General features: G+C 68.4%; 18 protein-coding genes, 2 tRNA genes and 1 riboswitch. Of the genes, 8 read left to right on the top strand and 12 right to left on the bottom strand.

Features of this window, described 5'->3' with window-relative positions; translation table 11 throughout:
- Window positions 1-2: 2 nt before the first annotated feature.
- From O5M90_RS09305 to rsgA, 3 genes are all read right to left on the bottom strand, one after another.
- On the bottom strand, window positions 3-2,294 hold the full coding sequence (locus tag O5M90_RS09305; protein WP_269838782.1) for a TonB-dependent receptor plug domain-containing protein: 2,292 nt from the start codon (window positions 2,292-2,294) through the stop codon (window positions 3-5).
- Between the two features lie 96 nt (window positions 2,295-2,390).
- The gene (locus O5M90_RS09300; protein WP_269838783.1) at window positions 2,391-3,980 is read right to left on the bottom strand and encodes a serine hydrolase domain-containing protein; all 1,590 of its coding nucleotides are present in this window, start codon (window positions 3,978-3,980) and stop codon (window positions 2,391-2,393) included.
- A gap of 69 nt (window positions 3,981-4,049) precedes the next feature.
- Window positions 4,050-5,135 (bottom strand): ribosome small subunit-dependent GTPase A, encoded by a 1,086-nt coding sequence (gene rsgA, locus O5M90_RS09295; protein ID WP_269838784.1) that lies wholly within the window; start codon window positions 5,133-5,135, stop codon window positions 4,050-4,052.
- 572 nt (window positions 5,136-5,707) lie between these two features.
- Here rsgA and O5M90_RS09290 point away from each other — a divergent pair.
- The 5 genes from O5M90_RS09290 (at window position 5,708) to O5M90_RS09270 (ending at window position 11,281) form a co-directional block, all read left to right on the top strand.
- Window positions 5,708-7,087, top strand: a complete 1,380-nt coding sequence (locus O5M90_RS09290) for an efflux transporter outer membrane subunit (RefSeq protein WP_440401984.1) — start codon at window positions 5,708-5,710, stop codon at window positions 7,085-7,087.
- The gene (locus tag O5M90_RS09285) at window positions 7,074-8,291 is read left to right on the top strand and encodes an efflux RND transporter periplasmic adaptor subunit (protein WP_269838786.1); all 1,218 of its coding nucleotides are present in this window, start codon (window positions 7,074-7,076) and stop codon (window positions 8,289-8,291) included. Before O5M90_RS09290 ends, O5M90_RS09285 begins: the two co-directional genes overlap by 14 nt.
- Before the next feature lie 2 nt (window positions 8,292-8,293).
- A complete protein-coding gene (locus O5M90_RS09280; protein WP_269838787.1) occupies window positions 8,294-10,246 on the top strand; it encodes a MacB family efflux pump subunit in 1,953 nt (650 codons plus the stop codon).
- Window positions 10,247-10,380: 134 nt separating this feature from the next.
- Entirely contained in the window at window positions 10,381-10,848 is a 468-nt protein-coding gene (locus tag O5M90_RS09275) for a glycine zipper 2TM domain-containing protein (RefSeq protein WP_269838788.1), read from the top strand.
- 16 nt (window positions 10,849-10,864) lie between these two features.
- Window positions 10,865-11,281: a hypothetical protein gene (locus O5M90_RS09270; protein WP_269838789.1), complete on the top strand. Its 417-nt coding sequence runs from the start codon at window positions 10,865-10,867 to the stop codon at window positions 11,279-11,281.
- 13 nt (window positions 11,282-11,294) lie between these two features.
- Here O5M90_RS09270 and O5M90_RS09265 read toward each other — a convergent pair whose 3' ends face one another.
- From O5M90_RS09265 to O5M90_RS09255, 3 genes are read right to left on the bottom strand one after another with little or no spacing between them, the layout of a single operon-like run.
- Entirely contained in the window at window positions 11,295-11,807 is a 513-nt protein-coding gene (locus O5M90_RS09265) for a hypothetical protein (RefSeq protein WP_269838790.1), read from the bottom strand.
- Window positions 11,808-11,856: 49 nt separating this feature from the next.
- Complete coding sequence (locus O5M90_RS09260) at window positions 11,857-12,489, bottom strand: hypothetical protein (protein WP_269838791.1); 633 nt, start codon at window positions 12,487-12,489, stop codon at window positions 11,857-11,859.
- A 16-nt stretch (window positions 12,490-12,505) separates the two neighbouring features.
- A complete protein-coding gene (locus O5M90_RS09255; RefSeq protein WP_262969862.1) occupies window positions 12,506-12,691 on the bottom strand; it encodes an oxidoreductase-like domain-containing protein in 186 nt (61 codons plus the stop codon).
- A 164-nt stretch (window positions 12,692-12,855) separates the two neighbouring features.
- On the opposite strand from O5M90_RS09255, the gene O5M90_RS09250 reads away from it, so the two are divergent.
- Genes O5M90_RS09250 through O5M90_RS09240 form a run of 3 tightly spaced genes read left to right on the top strand, consistent with a single transcriptional unit; the run spans window position 12,856 to window position 15,372 of the window.
- Window positions 12,856-13,629 (top strand): SDR family oxidoreductase, encoded by a 774-nt coding sequence (locus O5M90_RS09250; RefSeq protein WP_262969861.1) that lies wholly within the window; start codon window positions 12,856-12,858, stop codon window positions 13,627-13,629.
- Between the two features lie 44 nt (window positions 13,630-13,673).
- The gene (locus O5M90_RS09245) at window positions 13,674-14,588 is read left to right on the top strand and encodes a LysR family transcriptional regulator (protein ID WP_269838792.1); all 915 of its coding nucleotides are present in this window, start codon (window positions 13,674-13,676) and stop codon (window positions 14,586-14,588) included.
- 49 nt (window positions 14,589-14,637) lie between these two features.
- Window positions 14,638-15,372 carry a substrate-binding periplasmic protein gene (locus O5M90_RS09240; RefSeq protein ID WP_269838793.1) on the top strand — a complete coding sequence of 245 codons (735 nt, stop codon included), beginning with the start codon at window positions 14,638-14,640 and terminating at the stop codon, window positions 15,370-15,372.
- 27 nt (window positions 15,373-15,399) lie between these two features.
- Here O5M90_RS09240 and O5M90_RS09235 read toward each other — a convergent pair whose 3' ends face one another.
- The 6 genes from O5M90_RS09235 to O5M90_RS09210 all read right to left on the bottom strand — a co-directional run bounded on the left by O5M90_RS09235 (window position 15,400) and on the right by O5M90_RS09210 (window position 20,886).
- Entirely contained in the window at window positions 15,400-16,701 is a 1,302-nt protein-coding gene (locus O5M90_RS09235; RefSeq protein ID WP_269838794.1) for a leucine-rich repeat-containing protein kinase family protein, read from the bottom strand.
- A 16-nt stretch (window positions 16,702-16,717) separates the two neighbouring features.
- Window positions 16,718-17,110 (bottom strand): glutaredoxin family protein, encoded by a 393-nt coding sequence (locus tag O5M90_RS09230; RefSeq protein ID WP_269838795.1) that lies wholly within the window; start codon window positions 17,108-17,110, stop codon window positions 16,718-16,720.
- A gap of 62 nt (window positions 17,111-17,172) precedes the next feature.
- A tRNA-Asn gene (locus O5M90_RS09225) sits at window positions 17,173-17,248 on the bottom strand.
- Between the two features lie 65 nt (window positions 17,249-17,313).
- Window positions 17,314-17,389: transfer RNA gene (locus O5M90_RS09220), tRNA-Asn, on the bottom strand.
- Window positions 17,390-17,425: 36 nt separating this feature from the next.
- Window positions 17,426-19,567, bottom strand: a complete 2,142-nt coding sequence (locus O5M90_RS09215; RefSeq protein WP_269838796.1) for a TonB-dependent siderophore receptor — start codon at window positions 19,565-19,567, stop codon at window positions 17,426-17,428.
- 73 nt (window positions 19,568-19,640) lie between these two features.
- Window positions 19,641-19,742: riboswitch (TPP riboswitch) on the bottom strand.
- Between the two features lie 49 nt (window positions 19,743-19,791).
- Window positions 19,792-20,886, bottom strand: a complete 1,095-nt coding sequence (locus O5M90_RS09210) for an NAD(P)/FAD-dependent oxidoreductase (RefSeq protein ID WP_269838797.1) — start codon at window positions 20,884-20,886, stop codon at window positions 19,792-19,794.

Raw genomic sequence — 20,886 nt, 5'->3', positions numbered from 1 at the left:
GGCTAGAGCTTGATCTCCAGCCGCAGCTGCCAGTTCATAAACGTGCGGCCGTAGTTCTCGCTCGTGATGGACTTGTCGGCCGTCGTGATCACGCTGCCGGTGTCATAGTCCAGCGGCGCCAGATTGCCGCCGGACAGGCGCAACGCGGTGCTGCGGTTGATGTTCCACAGCGCGAAGGCGTCGATGACCTGGCGGCGCGGCACGCTGCTGGACTGGATCAGGGTCTGCTGGATGGTCGTGGCCGGCACCCAGTTGACGCTGGCACCCAGAGTCAGCGGCAGGCTGCGCAGCCGGTAGTCGGCGCCCAGATTGGCGGTGTAGCGGGGCTGCTGGTCCAGCGTGTTGTTGGGGCCGGGGATGCCGTCGACCTTGGAGCGGAAGAAGCTGATATTGCTGCGCAGCGAGACGGGCAGGGCGTCTTCGATGAACTCGTCGAGCCGGAACTTGGCCTCCAGCTCGATGCCGCGCGTGACGGCCTTGCCGATATTGCTGGGCCGCGCCACCCAGCGCGGCTCGGTGGACCAGGACACGCTCTCCAGCGTGGTGGTCGTGCGTATCAGATCCTTGATGCGGCGCGCGAAGACGCTGACGCTGAGCACCCCGCCCTTGCTCAGATAGCGCTCCAGCGCCAGGTCGATGCCGGTGGCCATCTCGGGCTTCAGATCGGGGTTGCCGACCCGGTCCGCATAGTTGGGTTCGTTGGCGCCGCCGGGGAACTGGGCATTGATCACCGGGCGGGCGATCAGGTCCTGGGTGTTGGGGCTGCGGTAGCTGCGCGTCAGGCTCATGCGGACCTGGTCGCGGCTCTTCTCGTCGGGCTTCCAGACCGCATGCAGCAGCGGGGTCCAGACCGAAGAGTCGTTCTTGACGTTGTAGTTGCGCGCATCGCTTTCGGTGCGTATGCCCTCCCAGCGCAGGCCGGCATAGGCCGACCAGTTGGCGTTGTGCTTCCACTCGTCCTGCGCATAGGCGGCCAGGCGCAGGCTGGAGGCCTCGAACTCGTCGCCGAACTCCTCCAGCGCCATCACCCGCATGCCGTCCATCAGGCTGCGCCGGGTCTGGCTGCGGCGGTTGCCCTCGGCCTCCAGGCCGGCCACCAGGCTGTGCTCCTCGGCCATCAGGTGCGAGAGCTTGGCGCCCAGGTTCCAGGAGCGGTCGCGGTTGCGACTGGCCTCCAGCTGGTCGGGCAGCTGCTCGTTCTTGAGCCATTCGCGGCGCAGGCTCTCGCTGTCCATATCGGCGCGGCCGATGGCGCCGCGCAGCTCCAGCCGCGTGTCCTCGCCGAGCCGCCGATTCAGCGTGCTATTCAGGCGCAGCAGGCTGAAGTCGCTGTCATTGCGGGTCTGCGCGGTGTCGTAGTGCAGCATCCCGTTGCTGGCGTCCTGCCGGCGCAGGCTGCTGCTGGTGCCCTTGGCGGCCGCCAGCATCGGCATCAGGGTCAGTGTGTCGCCACCGGCGAGCCGCCACTGGATGCGGGCGTTCAGATTGACGCGGCGGCGATCATCCTCGCTCTGGCCGGTGTTGCGCTGCTCGTTGAGGATCAGGCCGTCCGAGAGGCGGCGGGTCGTGGCCAGGCTGTCGGCATCGTCGCGCCGCTTGCTCTCGCCGGCATTGACCGAGAGGCTGTAGGCGCTGCCCTCATCGTCGAGCTTGTCGTTGCGGGTCCAGGAGAATTGCGGGCTGACGACGCCGCGCTCGCCGGCCAGCGCCAGCGCCACATCGTTGAGCTTTTTCTGCAAGGCCTCGCGCAGCACGATATTGATCGTGCCGGCCACCGCGCGGGCGCCGTACTCGGCGGTCGGCGCGCGCATCACCTCGATGCGCTCGATCTGGTCCGGCGGCAGCTCCTCCAGCGAGAAGCTCGGTGGCATGCGCTCGCCGTTGACCAGGATCTGCGTGTAGCCGCCGCCCATGCCGCGCATGCGCACGCCGCCGCCGCGCCCGGGACGGCCGCCGAGGGTGACGCCGGGCAGGCGCTTGAGTGTGTCGGCGACGCTGGGATCACCGAAGCGGTCCAGCTCCTCGCGGCCGATGATGATCTTGGAGGCGGTGGAGGCGCGGCGCTGCACCGTGTCGCTGGGGCCGCCCTGGATCTGCACCCGGTCGAGCTGCTCGGGGCTGGCGGTCGGCGGGCGTTGTGGGGCAGGTCGCCGCTGCGGGGCGGGCGACGGCGGCTTGGCAGCCGGGGCGCTGTCGGGCGTGCTCTGGGCCTGGGCGGCCCAGGGCAGCAGGCTCAGCGCAAGGCTCAGGACCAGGGGGCGGAATGGCGGACGACGGAATGGGCTGGACGGCATGGAGACGAGCGCGGGCCTCGAAGCTGGAGGATGGCGGGCGAAGCATCTCATGTCCGTAGCGGGCTCTCGCCGTGCCGCTGCCGGGTTTAAGTTTCTTTACAGAGCTGTGTGTCTTTTGAAGCGCAAACCCTTGATGCGGGCGCTGTCCACGATCAAGTCGCTGACGGCGTGATCATGGCCGTACTCGGCCCGCAAGAGCAGATGGGTGGGCGCCCAGTAGCCGGCGCCGCGCAGCTCGAACAGCCGATCATCCAGGCCGTGCAGGGTCCAGGCCTGCTGCGCCTTCAGCAGCGGCCCCTCGACCCAGACGCGCAGACCCTGTTCATGGGCCTCGATGCGCCACCGCGTCGCGATGTCCTCGCACCAGTAGTCGCCGGCCAGCCCGGCCGGCAGCGCCACCCGGCTCGTGACGCGCCGGCAGTCGACGCTGCGGCCGGCGCCCATGCCCAGCCGCAGGCCACCGTCCTGCTGCAGCCCCAGCAGCTCGAACTCATAGGCGCCGCGCAGCGGCAGCCAGCGGCCCTCGGCCTCGGGCTGCAGCTCGAAGCTGGCCCCCCATTGCTGGGCCATCAGCCGCCCGCCCTGCAGGCTCAGCTCGAAGAGCTGGCCCTGCTCGGCGTTCAGCCATGTGCCGAGCAGGGCCGCTGCGGCATCCGGGCGGGGCACCGGCGCCGGCCGGCCCAGCACCAGCCGGGCGATGTCGCGGGCGATCTTGTAGGGGTTGAGCGCGCCGTCATTGCTGATCACGACCACGGCCAAGTTGGCCTCGGGCAGCAGCAGGAACTCGGTGCGGTAGCCGGGCCACAGGCCGCCATGGCCCAGCGCCGCGAATTCGTCCAGGCGGCTGTGTTCCAGGCCATGGGCATAGGGCGAGTCCGCGCCCTGGTTCAGCGGCACCCGCGCGCCCAGCGCCTCGGCCAGATCGGCCACGCCCGGCGTCGGCTGCAGCAGATGGGCGGCCCACAGCAGCAGGTCCGGCACGCTGGAGACCAGGCCGCCTTCGCCGCCATGCTCGAAGCCGTGCTGGGCGCGCCGCCAGCCGCCTTGACCATCCGGCAGATAGGGCGAGGCCAGGCCCGGCAGCGGCACATCGCTCTCGACCAGCATCGCGGTCGAGCCCATGCCCAGCGGGCCGAAGAACTCGGCCTGCAGCAAGGCATCCAGACTCTGGCCCGAGACCCGCTCGACAATCAGGCCCAGCAGCGCGAAGCCGCTATTGCAATAGAGAAAGCGGCTGCCGGGCGCGAAATTCAGATGGCTGTTGCGCGCCATCGCGGCCAGCAGGCCGGCCCGGTCGACCCGCTGGTCCAGATTGACGCCGCCCAGGCGCAGCAGCTCCAGCACATCCGGCAGGCCGCTGGTGTTGCGCATCAGATGGCCTATCGTCACGCGCTCGGGCAGGGCCGCCAGCTCGGGGACATGGCTGCGCACATCGTCGTCCTGGCTCAGCAGGCCGCGCCGCTCCAGCAGCAGGGCCGCAGCCACGGTGAACTGCTTGGACACCGAGGCGATGCGAAAGCGCGTGTCGGCGCGGATCGGCGTGAGCTGGCTCAGGCTGGCCAGGCCGTAGCCCTGGTTCAGCAGCACCTCGCCCTCGCGCAGCACGCCAACGGCAAGACCTGGCACCGCACGACCGGCCAGGTCGGCAAACAGGGCATCGACTTTGCTGTGCAGATCGGTCTTCATCGCGGGCATCTCCTGTGTCGAGCCAGTGTCGCATGCGGTTCGGGCAGCGCCGTGCGAGCGCCGCACCGCTCATCCCTCACCTCGCTTCGAGCGTATGTGCGCATGCGCCGCCCGCCCGCGCGCCTTCCACTCACTGAGCCGGGCGCGCCGTTCCAGCGGCCCCATGCTGTCGCGGCCGGCCTCGCGCTGCAGCTTCTGATAGCTCTTCAGCCGCGCCGGCGGCAGCGCGGCACGCACCGCGCAGCCGGGCTCGTCGCCATGCGTGCAGTTGCGAAAGCGACAGTGGCGGGCCAGGCCGAGCACATCGTCGAAGGCCTGATCCAGCTCGGCCGCGCTGGCATCGAGCTGCAGGCCGCGCAGGCCTGGCGTGTCGATGATGCAGGCGCCATCGGCCGTGCGGTGCAGGCTACGCACCGTGGTCGTGTGGCGGCCGCGGCTGTCGTCCTGGCGCACGCCACCGGTGTCCTGCAGCGCCGCCTCGCACAGCGTGTTGGTCAGGGTCGACTTGCCGGCACCGCTGGAGCCCAGCAGCACCAGGGTCTGGCCCAGGCCCAGCCAGGGTGCCAGTTGCGCGCGCGTGTCGGCCTGCGTGCCATCCACGGCCAGCACCTCCATCACCGCATTGCGGCTCAGCGCCAGATGCTCGCGCAGCTCGGCCACCCGGGCCGCCACATCGCGGCACAGATCGGCCTTGCTGAGCACGACGAGGGCCGGCACGCCCGAGCCGCGCACCAGCACCAGATAGCGGTCCAGCCGGGCCAGGTTGAAGTCATGGTCCAGCCCCATGACCAGCAGCGCGGTGTCGACATTGCTGACCAGGGCCTGGCGCTGGCCGTTCGGGTCGCGGCGGCTCAGGCTGTTGAGCGGCGGCAGCAACTCGTGCACCCAGGTCTCGCCCAGCGCGTTGCGGCGTGCCAGCACCCAGTCGCCGACGGCCAGCTGGCGCGAGTCGGCGAACAGAGCCTGTTGCAGCGCCGGCAGTGCGCGGGCGCGGCAGGCGCCCTGATCGGATTGCAGGCCCAGCTGGTCGCGCTGGACTTCGGTGATGCGCCACAGCGTGGCGTCCTGGCGCCAGTCAAGCTGGGCGACTTGAGGAAGCAGGGACAGGTTCAGGCCCAGCGGACGCAGGGCCTCGATAACGGTGGTGGTGAGCATGGTGATGGAATGACAAACAGGCGAACGAAGGAAACCCGGGCCGATGCATGCAGCATCGGGCGGGAAGGTCGTCGTGTTGTCGGCCGCTCACCAGCGGCGGGGCGCTCGCAAACTCAGGCGTTCGCGCAGCCCAGACCCAGCAGGATGTCGGCCGACAGTGGCAGGGCAAGATCATGTGCAGCCATAGCGGACTCCTGTGTGGGTGGATGAAGGAGCGCAGTGTGCGGCGCTCGGACGGGCAGCGTCAAGCATCGGCGTGGGTCTGTCGCCACAGCCCCATAAGCAAAGGGCCACCACCTTGCGGTGTGGCCCTCGTGGCTTCCGGACATGCCACCGATGTGGCAAGACGGTGTTACTGATCAGACGTTGGTGACGGGTTCCAGAACTCTGCCCAATCTGCAGCCGGTTTTGTTTGTCTCAGTGCTTTGCATTGTGCACGCGCTTTGTGACGGTGATTTGACGAGAAGCAAGGGAATGGCGATCCAGTCTTGGTCCGCAGTTCTTTACACAGGCTTCAAGGGACCGGTACATGGCTCTGCCATCATGGCCCTGTCTTCACAAAGGCGATGCCCATGCGCTTGTTCTCCCCCCGATGGCTGCTGCCGGCCCTGGTTTCGCTGGCCGGCTGTGCCAATCTGGCCCCGCCCTATGCAAGACCCGACCCCGCCGTGCCTTATGCAGACCAGGCCGCTCAACCGGCGGCGAGTGAGGCTGCCGAGCTGGGCTGGCGCGCCTTCTTCAGCGATCCGCGCCTGCGCGCGGTGGTGGGCTTGGCCCTGACCCATAACCGCGATCTGCGCGTCGCGGCGCTGAATGTCGAGCGGGCCCGCGCCCAGTACCGTATCAGCGATGCGGCCCGCTTGCCGAGCGTCAATCTCGGCGCCGGCGCCAGCCGCTCCGACAAGGCAACAAGCCTGTCGGCCAGTGTCGGCCTGGCCGGCTTCGAGCTGGACCTGTTCGGCCGTGTCAAGAACCTCGGCGAGGCGGCGCTGCAGAGCTATCTGGCCACGGACGAATCACGCCGCAGCGTGCAGATCAGCCTGGTGGCCGAGACGGCCAATGCCTGGCTGAGCCTGGCGGCCGATCTGGAGCGCCAGCGCCTGGCTCAGCAGACCCTGGACACACGCCAGCGCAGCTATGCGCTGACCCAGCGCATGCACGAGCTCGGTGCGATCACCGGGCTGGCGCTGGCCCAGGCGCAGAGCTCGGTCGATGCGGCCCGGGTCGAGATCGCCAACTACGCGACGCTGATCGCGCAGGACCGCAACGCGCTGGAACTGCTGCTCGGCGCGGCCGTGCCGGCCGAGCTGCTGCCGCGCGCGGACGAGGCCCTGGGCGCCGTCAGCGCCCTGGTCGAGCTGCCGGCCGGTGTGCCGTCCAGCCTGCTGCAGCGCCGCCCCGATGTGCTGGCGGCCGAGCACGCATTGCGCGCCAGCCTGGCCGATATCGGCGTGGCCCGTGCCGAGCGTTTTCCGCGCATCTCGCTGACGGCCTCGGCCGGCAGCGCCAGCCGAGAGCTGTCGGGCCTGTTCAAGTCGGGCAGCGGCAGCTGGAGTTTCGGCCCGTCACTGTCCCTGCCTATCTTCGATGGCGGTGCCAGCCGCGCCCAGGTGCAGGTGGCCGAGCTGAACCGCGAGATCGCGCTGGCCGGCTATGACAAGGCGGTGCAGACCGCCTTCCGCGAGGTGGCCGATGCGCTGGCCCAGCGCGCCACCCTGGCCGAGCGCCTGGCCGCCCAGAGCTCGCTCAACGAGGCCACCGAGCGCCAGCTGCGCCTGGCCGAAGCGCAGTTCCGCGCCGGCAGCACGACCCGGCTGGAGGTGCTCGACGCACAGCGCTCGCTCTACGCCTCGCAGCAGGCGCTGATCGCGCTGCGCCTGACCGAACAAAGCAACCGCATCACGCTCTACAAGGTGCTGGGCGGTGGCTGGAATGATGATGAGAGACGTTGATATGCCGCTGAAGAACCTGATGAAGTCCTGGGGCTGGCTGGTCCTGCTCGCCGTGCTGCTGGCCGCCGGCTTCGCGGTCAAACATTTCTGGTTCACGCCGCCGCCCGCGCCCCAGGTGGCCACCGCCGCCGTGGCCCTGGCCGATATCGAGGACAGCGTGCTGGCCACCGGCACCATCGGCGCCTACAAGCTGGTCAGCGTCGGCGCGCAGGTGACCGGCGAGGTCAAGCGCCTGCATGTGGCTCTGGGCGATACCGTCAAGCAGGGCCAGCTGATCGCCGAGATCGACGCGCTGACCCAGCAGAACAATCTGCGCAATGCCCAGGCCGCGCTGCAAAGCGCCCAGGCCCAGCTGGCCGCACGCCAGGCCGCGCTGAAGCAGGCCACGCTGGCGGCCGCGCGGCTGCGCGAGCTGGTGGCCATCGATGCCGGCACCCGCGCCGACCTCGAGGCGGCCGAGGCCACGCTGAGCACCACGACGGCCGAGATCGCTGCCCAGCAGGCCCAGATCGCCCAGGCCCGCGTCGCCGAGGACACGGCCAAGGTCAATCTGGGCTACACCCGGGTGACCGCGCCGATGGACGGCGTGGTTGTGGCCGTGGTCACCGAGCAGGGTCAGACGGTCAATGCCAATCAGTCGGCCCCCACCATCATCAAGCTGGCGAGGCTGGACACCATGACGGTCAAGGCCCAGATCTCCGAGGCCGATGTGCCCAAGGTCAAGCCCGGCATGCCGGTCTACTTCAGCCTGCTGGGCGAGCCGGACCGGCGCATCGAGGTCAAGCTGCGCGCGGTCGAGCCGGGGCCGACGACCCTGGCCAGCGAGACCAGCGCCACCAGTTCGGCCTCTACCAGCACCACGAGCGCGATCTACTACAACGGCATCTTCGACGTGCCCAACCCCGAGGGCAGGCTGCGCATCAATATGACGGCCCAGACCACCATCGTGCTGGCCCGGGCCCAGCAAGTCCTGACCCTGCCCAGCGCAGCGCTGGGAAAGCGTGAGCGCGACGGCAGCTACCGCGTGAAGGTGCTGGAGGGCGAGGGCAAGATTGTCGAGAAGACCGTGCGCATCGGCCTGAACAACCGTGTGCAGGCCCAGGTGCTGGACGGGCTGAAGGCCGGCGAACAGGTCATCACCAGCGAGGCCGGTGCGGCCGGCGCCTCGGCGATGCCGCGCTCGCGCGGCGTGCGGATGTTCTGAGCATGAGCACAGCGCTTCTGGAGGTGCGCGGCCTGACGCGTGAATTCCCGGCTGGGGAGGGCGTCGTCGCGGTGCTGCGCAATGTCGATCTAGAGATCCAGGCCGGCGAGATGGTGGCCATCATGGGGCCCTCGGGCTCGGGCAAGTCCACCTTGATGAATATCCTCGGCTGCCTGGACCGGCCGACCCGCGGCAGCTACAAGGTGGCCGGCCAGGAGACCGGCGAAATGGCGCCCGATGCGCTGGCGCGGTTGCGCCGCGAGCATTTCGGCTTCATCTTCCAGCGCTACCAGCTGCTGGGCGATCTCAGCGCGGTCGGCAATGTCGAGATCCCGTCCATCTATGCCGGCACCGCCGCGGCGCAGCGCCACGAGCGCGCCCAGCGCCTGCTGGCCCGGCTGGGCCTGGCCGAGCGCACCCAGCACCGGCCCGGCCAGCTCTCGGGCGGCCAGCAGCAGCGGGTGTCGATCGCTCGGGCGCTGATGAATGGCGGCGACGTGATCCTGGCCGACGAGCCCACCGGTGCGCTGGACCGGGCCAGCGGCCAGGAGGTCATGAAGATCCTGGAGGAGCTGCATGCCGACGGCCACACCATCATCCTGGTGACCCACGATGCCCAGGTGGCCGCCCATGCGCAGCGCGTCATCGAGATCAGCGACGGCGAGATCGTCGCCGACCGGCGCAAATCAGACGCGCCAGCGCCGGCGCGCTTGCAGCGCGAGGCGCTGGCCAAGCCAGGCAGCGCCCTGGGCGCCCTGGTCGGCCGCATCGGCGAGGCCACGCGCATGGCCTTGCGTGCGATGGTCAACCACCGGCTGCGCACGCTGTTGACGATGCTGGGCATCATCATCGGCATCGCCTCGGTGGTGTCGGTGGTGGCGCTGGGCGAGGGCTCGCGCCAGCGCATCCTGTCCGACATCAGCGCGATGGGCACCAACACCATAGACATCATGCCCGGCAGCGGCTTCGGCGACCGGCGCGCCGGCGCGATCCGCACGCTGCGCTCGGGCGACGCGCAGGCGCTGGCCCAGCTCGGCTATGTGGACAGCGTGACGCCGACCGTCAGCGTCAGCGCCGGCCTGCGCTACCGCAATGTCGATGTCTCGGCCAGCATCAGCGGGGTCGGCGAGCAGTTCTTCCGCGTGCGCGGCTACAGCTTCGCGGCCGGCCAGGCCTTCGATGCGGACGCGGTGCGCCTGCAGGCCCAGGAGGCGGTGATCGACGACAACACGCGCAAGACCTTGTTCCCCAATGGCGAGCCGGCGCTGGGCGAGGTGATCCTGCTGGGCAGCGTGCCGCTGCGCATCGTCGGCGTCACCGAGAAGAAGAGCAGCGCCTTCGGCAACGCCGACGCGCTCAATGTCTGGCTGCCCTACACCACCGCGATGAGCCGCATGACCGGCCAGGACTATCTGCGCAGCATCACGGTGCGGGTCAGCGACGCGGTGGCCAGCACCGTGGCCGAGCAGGGCATCACCCGGCTGCTCGCTCAGCGTCACGGCAAGGAAGACTTCTTCCTGATGAATACCGACAGCATCCGCCAGACCATCGAGCAGACCACGCAGACCATCACGCTGCTGATCTCGTCGATTGCCTTGATCTCGCTGCTGGTGGGCGGCATCGGCGTGATGAACATCATGCTGGTCTCGGTGACCGAGCGCACCCAGGAGATCGGCGTGCGCATGGCGGTGGGCGCACGCCAGGGCGACATCCTGCGCCAGTTCCTGATCGAGGCGGTGCTGGTCTGCGTGCTCGGCGGCGCGATGGGCGTGGCGCTGGCGCTGGGCACCGGCGCGCTGTTCGATCACTTCGTCAAGGATTTCCGCATGGTGTTCTCCAGCAGCGCCATCATCGGCGCCTTCGCGGTCTCGACCCTGATCGGCGTGGTCTTCGGCTTCCTGCCGGCACGCAGCGCGGCAAGACTTGACCCCGTCGAGGCGCTGGCGCGGCCCTGAGGCTCTTAGAAGCAAGGGCAGTCGAGTCGGTGGCGCTGTCCCCTATTGGGAGGAGGTACGGGTGTTGCTGGCCGGCCGTGGTCTTGCTTGCCTATACTCGACCGGCATTTTCAGCCCATGCCATGGAGAAGATCATGAACAAGCTGTCTCTGCTGGCCCTGTTGCCGGCCCTGGTCGTGGCTCAGCCGCGCCCCACCATCGATGCCAAGGTGGTGCAGGTGGTGCCGATACTGTCGCAGGAGATGCGGCCGCGCAATGTGGAACAGTGTCGCGATGTCGAGGTCGTGACCCACCATCGCGACACGCTGGGCCCCTCAGTGGCCGGCGCCATCATCGGCGGCCTGATCGGCAGCGGCTTCGGTCATGGCCACGGCCGGGCCGCTGCCACCGGTATCGGGGCGGCGGTGGGCATGGGGGTGGCACAGAACGCCGCCCAGGCGCGCGACCATGTGGTGGTCAAGGAGCGCTGCGACCCGGTGGTCCATTACGAGCAGGTCGAGGTGCAGCGCTACCAGGTCACCTATGAGCTGGACGGTCAGCGCTTTGTCACGACGCTGGATCGCCAGCCCGGCGCGACGATCACGGTGCGTCTGGCGCCTTGATGAGCAGGCCGCAGCGATGATGCACAAGAAAATAGCACTGATGCTGCTGGCCTTGCTGCCCTCATGGGGCTGGGCCCAGAGCAATGAGGCTTTCGCCGTCGCTGGCACCAGCGAGCCCGAGGTGCGGCAGCTGCTGTCGGCGTTGCAGGGCGCGGTGCAGCGCGACGAGCGTCCCGCCGTCGCGGCGCTGTTCGCCTGCCCCTGCCGGGTCTGGGACGGCAAGAAGGTCTTGCGATTGAAGAAGGCCGAGGAGCTGCTGCCGCATTACGAGGCGGTGTTCGGGCCTGAGCTGAAGAAGACCATTGCCGAGGCTCGCGTCGACGGCCTGTTCTCGAACTGGCAGGGCGTGATGCTGGGCGACGGCCGGGTCTGGTTCACCGCGGCGGGCAAGCCCCCGAAACTCGCGATCAGCACGATCAACGCGCCGCCCTGAGCGGGCGGCCTGTTCAGGGCTGGTAGAAGTAGTAGCAGCCCAGCAGTGTCGGCTGGCGGTCGTTGGCTTGCAGCGGTGCGATCAGCATCGCGGTCTTCTTCTCGCCGAGCTTGAGCTCGCAGGCCATCGCGCCGTCGCTGCGCTCGCACTGCATGGCCCGGCCCAGCTGCTTCTCCATCGCCTGGCGCGCCTCGGCAAAGCCGGCGCGTACGCTCAGCGAGAAGCCCAGGCCCATGCCGACGCTGCCCGGGAAGGCCTGCAGCACCGGCAGCCCCAGCACCGTCAGCGGCGCCTTCGGGTCGAAGGCTGGCTCCTTGGGCACCTGGGTGAAGCGCGCCTGGAAGGCCTGGGCGAAGCCGCGCATGCGCTGCGGCTCCTGTTGATTCCATTCGTACCAGGAGTCGGCGCACACGGCCAGCCGGGCCAGCTGGGCGTCATCGGCCTTGATCTCGGCGGCGGCTGCACTTGCCAGTCCGGCGAGCGTGGCGGCCAGCGCGAGGGTGCATCGTGAACTGAAGGAGGGCATCGGAGGTCTCGGAGTTTGGCGGTGAACCGAACTCTGAGCTGATGCGGTATCAGCGCGGCTTCGCCTGTGGCGACGCTGTGGTTTCAGTTGTTGCGCGGCGCTCCTTGCCGAGTTCGGCGGCCAGCTTCTCGATATGGGTCTTCGCCAGCGCGCTGCGTCCTCGGGACAGCCATTTGATGCAATCGACCAGTTCCCAGATCAGCCCCTCGTCGCCGTACTCGTAGGCGGCGAAGTCTTCGGGGCGAATCGGCTCGCCGTCGGCAAAGTAGGCCGCCAGCAGGTTCTGCGGGTCCCAGACCGACAGATAGGGGCGCTTCAGCCGGAATGTCGTGCCGGGCTCGAAGACATGGCACTCGACGCTGGAGAAGTCCAGATAAACCAGCTTGTGAAACGCGCCGCCGCTGGCATGCCTGCCGCCGAACTGGTTCAGGACTTCCGAGCGGCCGAGCCACTGATGGGCGGCCTGGAGCACCGCGGCGCCTTGCCCCGGGGCGGCTATGGCCACCAGGTCCAGGTCCGACACCCGGTCGCCACAGCCTTTGGCATAGGAGCCGACCAGGACGATGGCCAGCCAACGGGAGTCGCCCTCGGCCAGGGCGGTCAGGCCGTTCAGGCGCTCGATGTGCGACCGCGGCGCGCCCTGCGCCTGCAGCCTGCTCAGTACGGAATCGGAGATCGGCATGCCCGGGCTCCCGGTTTCAGGCTTTGCCCGGCTCTTCCTGCCGCGCCCGCCAGGCCCGCATGGCCTGCCGGTACTGGTCCATCGCCAGGTCATGCAGGTCGAAGATGCAGGGCTCGCAGCCATTGCCGCAGCAGGCATCGAGGTCGGGCGGCACCGGCGGCTGGGGCATGGGGTCGGGATCGGTGGCGGCGGGGGACGTCATGGGCGGGATTGTCGCTGCTGCGGCTACCGATCGGCCCGCGCCTGCACCGTGCGGCCGCATTGGTCGCGTTTTCTGGATAGTCCATCCAGAGCAGCTGGGCTGATCTTCGCGGCAGCGCTGCCTAGACTGCGCTGTCCTTCGACGCCACCACCCAGGAGATCCTCATGGCAGACCATTCCATCAAGGGCAAGACCGTTCTCATCGCCGGCGGCGCCAAGAATCTTGGCGGCCTGATTGCGCGCGACCTCGCCGGCCACGGCGCGAAGGCGGTCGCGATCCATTACAACAGCGCCGCCAGCCGGGCCGAGGCCGAGCAGACCGTGGCGGCCGTCGAGGCGCTGGGCGCCAAGGCGGTGGCTTTCCAGGCCGACCTGACCCGCGCCCAGGCGGTGGAGCAGCTCTTCGCCGATGCGAGCGCGGCGCTGGGTCGCCCCGACATCGCGATCAACACGGTCGGCAAGGTGCTGAAGAAGGCCATGGCCGAGGTGTCCGAGGCCGAGTACGACGAGATGAGCGCCGTCAACGCCAAGACGGCCTTTTTCTTCCTGAAGGAAGCCGGCCGGCAACTGAATGACAACGGCAAGGTCTGCACCATCGTCACCTCGCTGCTGGGCGCCTACACCCCGTTCTACTCGGCTTATGAAGGCCTGAAGGCGCCGGTCGAGCATTTCACCCGCGCGGCCTCCAAGGAGTTCGGCGAGCGCGGCATTTCGGTGACGGCCGTCGGCCCCGGCCCGATGGACACGCCCTTCTTCTACCCGGCCGAAGGCGCGGATGCGGTCGCCTATCACAAGACCGCCGCGGCCCTCTCCAAGTTCTCCAAGACCGGCCTGACCGATATCGAGGATGTCGTGCCCTTCATCCGCTTCCTGGTGTCCGAGGGCTGGTGGATCACCGGCCAGACCCTGCTGATCAACGGCGGCTACACGACCAAGTAGCAAAGGGAGGGGCCCCGGCCGGCTTCTCAGGGTCAAATGCGGGCATGGACAAGCTCGATCAGTACCGCGTCTTTGTGCAGGTGGCCGAGATGGGCAGCTTCATCAAGGCGGCCCATGCGCTCGATCTGCCCCGCGCCACCGTGTCGGCCGCCGTCCAGCAGTTGGAAGAGAAGGTCGGTGCCCGCCTGCTGAACCGCACGACGCGGCAGGTCCACCTGACGACCGACGGCACGCAGCTGCTCGAACGCCTGCGTCCCTTGCTGGCCGAGGCCGAGGAGGTCGAGCAGCTTTTCCAGAGCAGCCAGCGCCAGGTCGGCGGCCTGCTGCGGATCGATGTGCCCAGCCGCATCGCCCGGCGCCTGATCGCCCCCGCGCTGCCGAGCCTGCTGCGGCGCTATCCCCGGCTGCAGCTGATGCTGGGCTCGACCGACCGCGCCATCGACCTGGTCCAGGAGGGCGTGGACTGCGCTGTGCGTGTCGGGGCGCTGCATGACAGCAGTCTGGTGGCGCGGCCGCTGGGCCGTGTTGCCTTGGTCAACTGTGCCAGCGCGGCCTATCTGCGCGAACACGGCCAGCCGCAGACGCCTGAAGACCTGATGACGGGCGGGCACTGGGCGGTGGGCTATGCCTCGCCGACCAGCGGCCGGGAGCTGCCCTGGGAGGTTCTGGACGCTGCACAGGGCCTGCAGCTGCTGGCGCCGCCCAGCCGTGTCATCGTCAACAATGCCGAGAGCTATATCGCCGCCTGCCGGGCCGGCATGGGGCTGATACAGATCCCGCGTTTTGATGTGCAGCAATTGCTCGACCGGGGCGAGCTGGTCGAGCTGATGCCGGCGCATCGGGCGCCGGCCATGCCGGTCTCCTTGCTCTACCCGCACCGGCGCCAGCGCTCGCGCCGCCTGCTCGCTTTCGTCGAGTGGTTTTCCGCCTTGATGGCGCCACATCTGGAAGGGGGATGAGACAGAATCGGGGCCTGACCCACCGAGTCATGAGCATCAGGAGCTTGCCGTGGAGCGCCGCCAATTCCTGTCCTCGGCCCTGTTGCTTGCGGGCCCGGCCAAGGCCGCTGCCCCCGGCAAGGCGGCCGATAGCCGGGCGATCTTCGTCGGCAATACCGCGCCTTATTCCCATCGGGGCGCCGACGGTGCGCCGGCCGGCGTGGCCTATGAGATGGTCAGCGAGATCGCCAGGGATCTGCCCTTCACGCTCGATCCCGTTGTTGCTCCGCTGGTGCGGGCGTTTCGGGAGCTGGCGTCCCAGGGTCCGGCCCTGATCATTCCTCCGGCCCGCCTGCCCTCGCGAGAGCATCTGCTGCGCTGGGTGGTGCCACTGATTCCGGTGCGGCTGATGCTGTTCGCGCGCAGCAGCAGCGGGCACGACATCGCCTCGATCGAGAGCGCCAGAGCGCTGGAGATCGGCATTCTCAACGCCCCGGGCCTGGAGGAAACCTATCGCTCGGCGGGCTTCCAGCGCATCAAGCACCTGGCGAGCAATGAGGTCGCGATCCGCATGCTGATGCACGAGCGTCTGCCGGCCGTGCTGACGGCCGATTGTTCGGTGTATGCCGCGCTGAAGGAGGCCGGCATCGCGCGCAGCCAGATCCGCGAGGGCGCGGTGCTCGCCGATGTCACGCTCTGGCTGGCCGCCTCCCGGAACTACCCCGATGCCGAACTCCGGCTGTGGCAGGCCGCTGCCGAGAAGCGCCGCCCCGAACTGGCGAAGATACTGGCCAGGCATGTGTGAAGGGCTTGCCGGCCACGTGATGCAGCCTCAGCGCAGTGCCTGCTCGATGTCGACGAACAGTGGTCGGTCTGTCGCCACCTCGCTCAGGCAGGCCTGTCGCAGGGCCTCCAGCTTGTCGAGTCGGTCTCGGCTCGCCGGCTCGATGTGCGCCAGCAACTCTTCGAGCAGGCAGCCGAAGGCGCGCACTTCCAGTCTTTGCAAGGCGAGGGCCATCGGCGTGTCGTCGGGGTCGAACAGCGAGGCCGCGCCGAAGTCGCCCAGCAAGGCCTGACCCCGGCCGTCGTGCAGGATGTTGTGGCCGTACAGATCGCCGTGGCTGACGCCGCGCTGGTGCAACTGGCGCGCCGCCGAGGCGATGCCCCGGGCCAGCGCCAGCGCGCTGCCGAGCTCGAAACGGCTGCCGTCCGGGTAGATGTCGCGGGTGCAGGAGTCCAGGCTGGGCGGCTGGGCCAGGCTGCGGAATTCGGGCGGGATCAGCTGCATCACCAGGCCCTGGGCCTGGGTCGGATGGCCGCTGACACGACCCAGCAGCGGAATCAGATTCGGATGCTCGCCGGCCAGCATCGCCGCCGCCATCTCGCTGCGCGGCAGACCGTCGCTGGTGACCTCGCCCTTGAAGATCTTGACGGCAAGCGGCGTGCCGCAGCCCACTCGCTCGGCACGATGGATCACGCCCGAGGCGCCCTCGCCGAGCTGCTCGTGCAGGCGCAGCTCGCGCCAGGGTATCGTGGCCAGCGGTGCCTGCGCCAAGGTGGCCTCTTCCAGGACCTCGCAAAACGGATTGCCCGCATAGGCCAGCCAGCTGAGCCTGGGCAGTGTCAGCAGCCAGTCGGGCAAGGCCGCCAGCCGGTTGGCCGAGATGCGCAGCAGTTCGAGCCCGGTGCAGGCGGCCATGTCGGCCGGCAGCGCGCGCAGCCGATTGCCCGCCAGCGCCAGTTTCTGCAGCCGTCCGCAGCGGCCGATCGCGACGGGCAGGGCCTCGATCTCGTTGTCGGTCAGGATCAGCCAGCGCAGCCGCACGGGCAGGGCCTCGGCCGGCACCTGGCGGATCCGGTTCGCCTTGAAGCCCACCATCTCCAGCTGGGCGCAGCGGCCCAGTACGGCGGGCAGCGTGGTGAAGCGGTTGTTCGAGCAGAAGATGATGCGCAGGCGCTGCAGTCGGGGCAGATCGTCCGGCAGGCTGGCCAACTCATTGCCTGACAGATCGAGCACCTCCAGCGTCTCGGCCAGCTCAAAGATCTCGCGGGGAAATTCGCTGAGGCCCTCGCGCAGCGTCAGCCGGCGCGCGCCGGCAAGGGCGCCGGAGCGCAGATGCTCGAGAGTGCTCATGCTCATCTGCTACCGCTCATGCCGCAAAGCGCCCGCGCAGATAGGCAATGATGGCGCCCGATTCGCTCAGCCATTGCACGGTGCCGCTGGCGTCGTCGGTGATCTTCAGGCAGGGCACTTTGCTTGCCCCCGAGCCTTGCTGCAGGGCGGTGCGATGCTGGGCTTCATGCTGGGCGTCCATGCGCTGGATAGGCAGGGCCAGGCGATGCATTTCCTGGCGGACCTTGATGCAGAAGGGGCAGGTCGTGAACTGATAGAGCGCCAGGTTGTCGCACTGCCGATCGACCTCGGCCTGTTGCTCGGCGGGGCGCTGCAAGGCCGCCGGGCGGGACAGGCGTTCCTTGAGCAGCATGACCGGGCCAAGCAGGGTGCGCAGGGTTCTGAAGAAGAGTTGGATGAGGGGCTTCATGGCGGCGAGTGACTGGGCAAGAAAAAAGCCCCACACGCTTTCACATGCAGGGCTTCAATATTTGGCTCCTCGACCTGGGCTCGAACCAGGGACCTACGGATTAACAGTCCGGCGCTCTACCGACTGAGCTATCGAGGAATTGTTCGGTATGTTTTTTACTTCTTGTTTGCGGCAGCGGATCCGTACCACTGCCACTGAAATTCTGGCTCCTCGACCTGGGCTCGAACCAGGGACCTACGGATTAACAGTCCGGCGCTCTACCGACTGAGCTATCGAGGAACAGAGCCTTGCATTATAGACCGGATTTTTTTGGCTTTACAAGCTGAGTTCCAAACTTGCGCGCCAAGTGCGGGGCGCGAGTGGGTACAAGTACACATGGCCGTACTGGAAGGGGGACTCCTTCCAGGCCCGGCGATTGCTGGCGTTGTCGACGCCGACTCGCCAGATCAGCAGCTGATTGCCCAGGCTGTGCTCGTAGCGCGCCCCCAGATCCAGACGGGTCCAGCTGGGGATGCTGAGGCTGTTGTCGGGCAACACGGCGCGCGCCCCTTCATACACCAGGCCGGCTTGCAACTGCAGACCGGGCAGGCCGATGTTCTGCCGCGCCTGCAGCTTCAGCGAGCGCTCGGCCACATTGGCCGGCTTCAGGCCGTTGAGGCTGGGGTCGGCGCTGCCCTGGCGGCGTGCGCGCAGCTTCATCGCGCTGGCCAGCAGGCCGCCGCCGCGCCATTTCAGGTCGGCTTGCGCCTCGACGCCGCGATGGCGGGCTTCTCCATCGGCGACGCGCGTGCAGCTGTTGTCGTTGTCGTCGCAGGTACCGACATCGCGCCAGGCCGGGCGCTGGGTGTCGAAGACATTGATGCCCCAATCCACCGTGTTGCTGCCGGCCTTGAAACCGATCTCGAACTGTTCGCTCTTCAGCGCCGGCAGGGCCTGGCCGGCATTGGTGTAGCGGCTGCGGTTGGGCGTGACCTCCGATTCGACGCCTTCACCCCAGCTGGCATAGACCACGTGCTGGCTGGAAAGCGCATAGCTCAGACCCAGCCAGGGCGTGGTGAAGCTCTGGCTGTAGTGGGTGGGGCGCGAGCCATCGGTGCGCACGCTGTCACGCGTCAGCCGGGTGTGGCGCAGACCCAGCCAGGCCTGCCACTGGGCGCCGAGCTGGATCGAGTCGCGCAGATAGAACTCGCGGCTGCGCTCGTCGCGGTTGGTGTTTTCGTCGGTCAGGCTGGGATCGGCGCCGACCTCGGTCTTGCCGTCTATCGTGCCGACGCCGACGAGGTTGTAGGCCTGGCGTTGGAAGCGGCTCTCGAAGCGGCTCAACAGCAGCCCGGTGCTCAGCTCATGGCGCAGGCCGGCGGCAATGAACCGGCCTGCCAGCGACAGATCCAGCGCGTCGCTGTCGCGGCGCTCGTTCTCGCTGCGGAAGTCCCATACCGAGAAGCTGCCGTCCTCGGCATAGCGGTCGCAGGGCGCGCAGGCGTAAGTCAGCGGGTCGTATTTGCCCGATGCATAGGCCAGTCGGTCATCGGTTGTCAGCCGCTGCAGCCCCAGATGCGCCTGCGCTTTCCAGTCCGCGTTCAGGTGCTGCTGCAGCCGCAGCGACGCATGGTGGTTGTCGAACACCACCGGCTGGCTCCAGGCCTGGTTGTTCAGATTGATGCGTGGGTCTATGGACTTCGCATCGGGCAGGCGCTCGCCGAGCAGGCTGAAGCCCGCCTGGCTGGGCTGGCTCTGCCGATTCCATTCGAACTCGGCCTCCAGCAGCGTGTCGGGTGCCAGACGCCAGTCGCCGGCCAGCGCAACAGCCTGGCGCTCGCCCTTGGCGTCGCGCAGTTGCGGACGCAACTCGGCGGCGCTGGCATTGAGGCGCAAGCCGAAGACCTGGGCCTCGCCGAAGCGGCGGCTCAGGTCGACACCGGCCTCGACCGTGCCGCGCTCGCTGACGCTCAGCAGCAGGCTGCTCAGCGGCGCGGCGGTGGGCCGCTTGACGACCAGGTTCACCAGCCCGCCGGGCGCGCTGGTGCCGGCCTGGATGCCCGAGCTGCCCTTGAGCACCTCGATGCTGCTCTTGTTGGCCAGGCTCAGCGCGGTCTCGGCATTGATGGGCAGCCCATCGCGGCGGTAGTTGAAGCGGTTGTCGAGGTCGAAGCCGCGGATCTTCAGATAGGAGACATAGCCCTGCGAGTTGTAGGCGTCGCCGATGCTGGCGTCCAGCGCTGTGATGCCGGCCAGCGAACTCAGGCCCAGGTCCAGCATGCGCTCGCTGCCCAGCAAGGTGGCCTGGATCGGCAGCTTGGCGATGGGCGTGTCGCCAAAGCCGCCGACGCTGACGGGTGTGTCGGCCGAGCGGCCGCTGACCGAGACGGCGGGCAGGGCGTTGGAGGCTTGTTGGGCATGGGCCAGCGTGCTGCACAGCAGCGCGGCGGCCAGGAGGGTCAGGTGTTGATGTGCCATCGGGACTGCAAGCGATGGCAGGTCGGCGTCACAGGAACGCGCACGTCGGCAGGAGAAAGGAATGGTGGTCGACGGCGGCTCTTGCTTGCTTCCCTGCGCGAGGATTACCTCAATCAGGTTCAAAGGGACTTTCTCAGTCGGCTCATCTGGTGAGCCAACACCCCTAGCGAAGAGCTCCACAGCAAAGCCGTGAAGCGTGGCCGGATTGTAGCGGCGCCGCGTTCTCAGTCGAACACGGGGGATTCGACCCCCAGCACCTTGTGCAGCTTCGGGCTGGTGGTCGTGTACTGCAGATGGATGCGCTTGTCGGGGAAGACATAGGGCGCGGCGCCGAAGGCGGCCAGCGCGGCCTCGTGGAAGCCCGACAGGATCAGCTTCTTCTTGCCCGGATAGGTGTTGACATCGCCGACCGCGAAGATGCCCGGCACGCTGGTCTCGAACTTCTCGGTGTCGACGACGATCTGCTTGCGCTCCAGCGCCAGGCCCCATTCGGCGATCGGGCCGAGCTTGGGGCTCAGGCCGAAGAAGGCCAGCACCTGGTCGCAGGGCACGATGCGGGTGACGCCGTCGGCGCCGGTGACCCGGGCGCCGGTCAGCGCGCCGCCTTCCTCGACCAGGCCGCTCACCTGGCCGACCAGGAACTGCATCTCCTGCGCCTCGCACAGCGCGCGCATCTTGGCGACGCTGGCCGGCGCGGCCTTGAAGCCGTCCCGCCGGTGCAAGAGGATCACGCTCTCGGCCTTGTGCGGGTTGCCGTCGGCATTGCCGGCGCAGAAGTTCAGCGCCCAGTCCAGCGCCGAATCACCGCCGCCGACCACCAGCAGGTTCTTGCCTGCAAACTGCTCCGGGCCGCGCACGCGGTAATGCAGCTGTGAGCCCTCGAAGGCCTCGGCGCCCTCGACCTTCAAGGTGCGCGGCTGGAAGCTGCCGACGCCGCCGGCGATGAAGAGGGTCTTGCTCAGGAACTGCGTGCCCTTGGCGGTCGCGACGAAGAAGCGGCCGTCGTCCTGCTTCTGCACCACCGTGACCTCCTGGCCCAGATGGAAGCTCGCACCGAAGGGCTCGATCTGCTTGAGCAGGCTGTCGGTCAGCTCCTTGCCGGTGCACACCGGCACGGCCGGGATGTCATAGATGGGCTTGTCGGGATAGAGCTCGATGCACTGGCCGCCGGGATAGGCCAGCGAGTCAATGATGTGGGCCTTGATCTCCAGCAGACCCAGCTCGAAGACCTGGAACAGGCCCACCGGGCCGGCACCGACGATGACGGCATCGGTCTCGATCACGGGCAGCGCTGTCGTCACGGCGGCGTGCGGGCTCAA

The sequence above is a fragment of the Paucibacter sp. M5-1 genome, from assembly GCF_027498415.2.
GTDB lineage: Bacteria > Pseudomonadota > Gammaproteobacteria > Burkholderiales > Burkholderiaceae_C > Roseateles_E.
The sequence above is the reverse complement of the archived record's forward strand: the minus strand, read 5'-3'. Positions and strand labels throughout refer to the sequence as shown.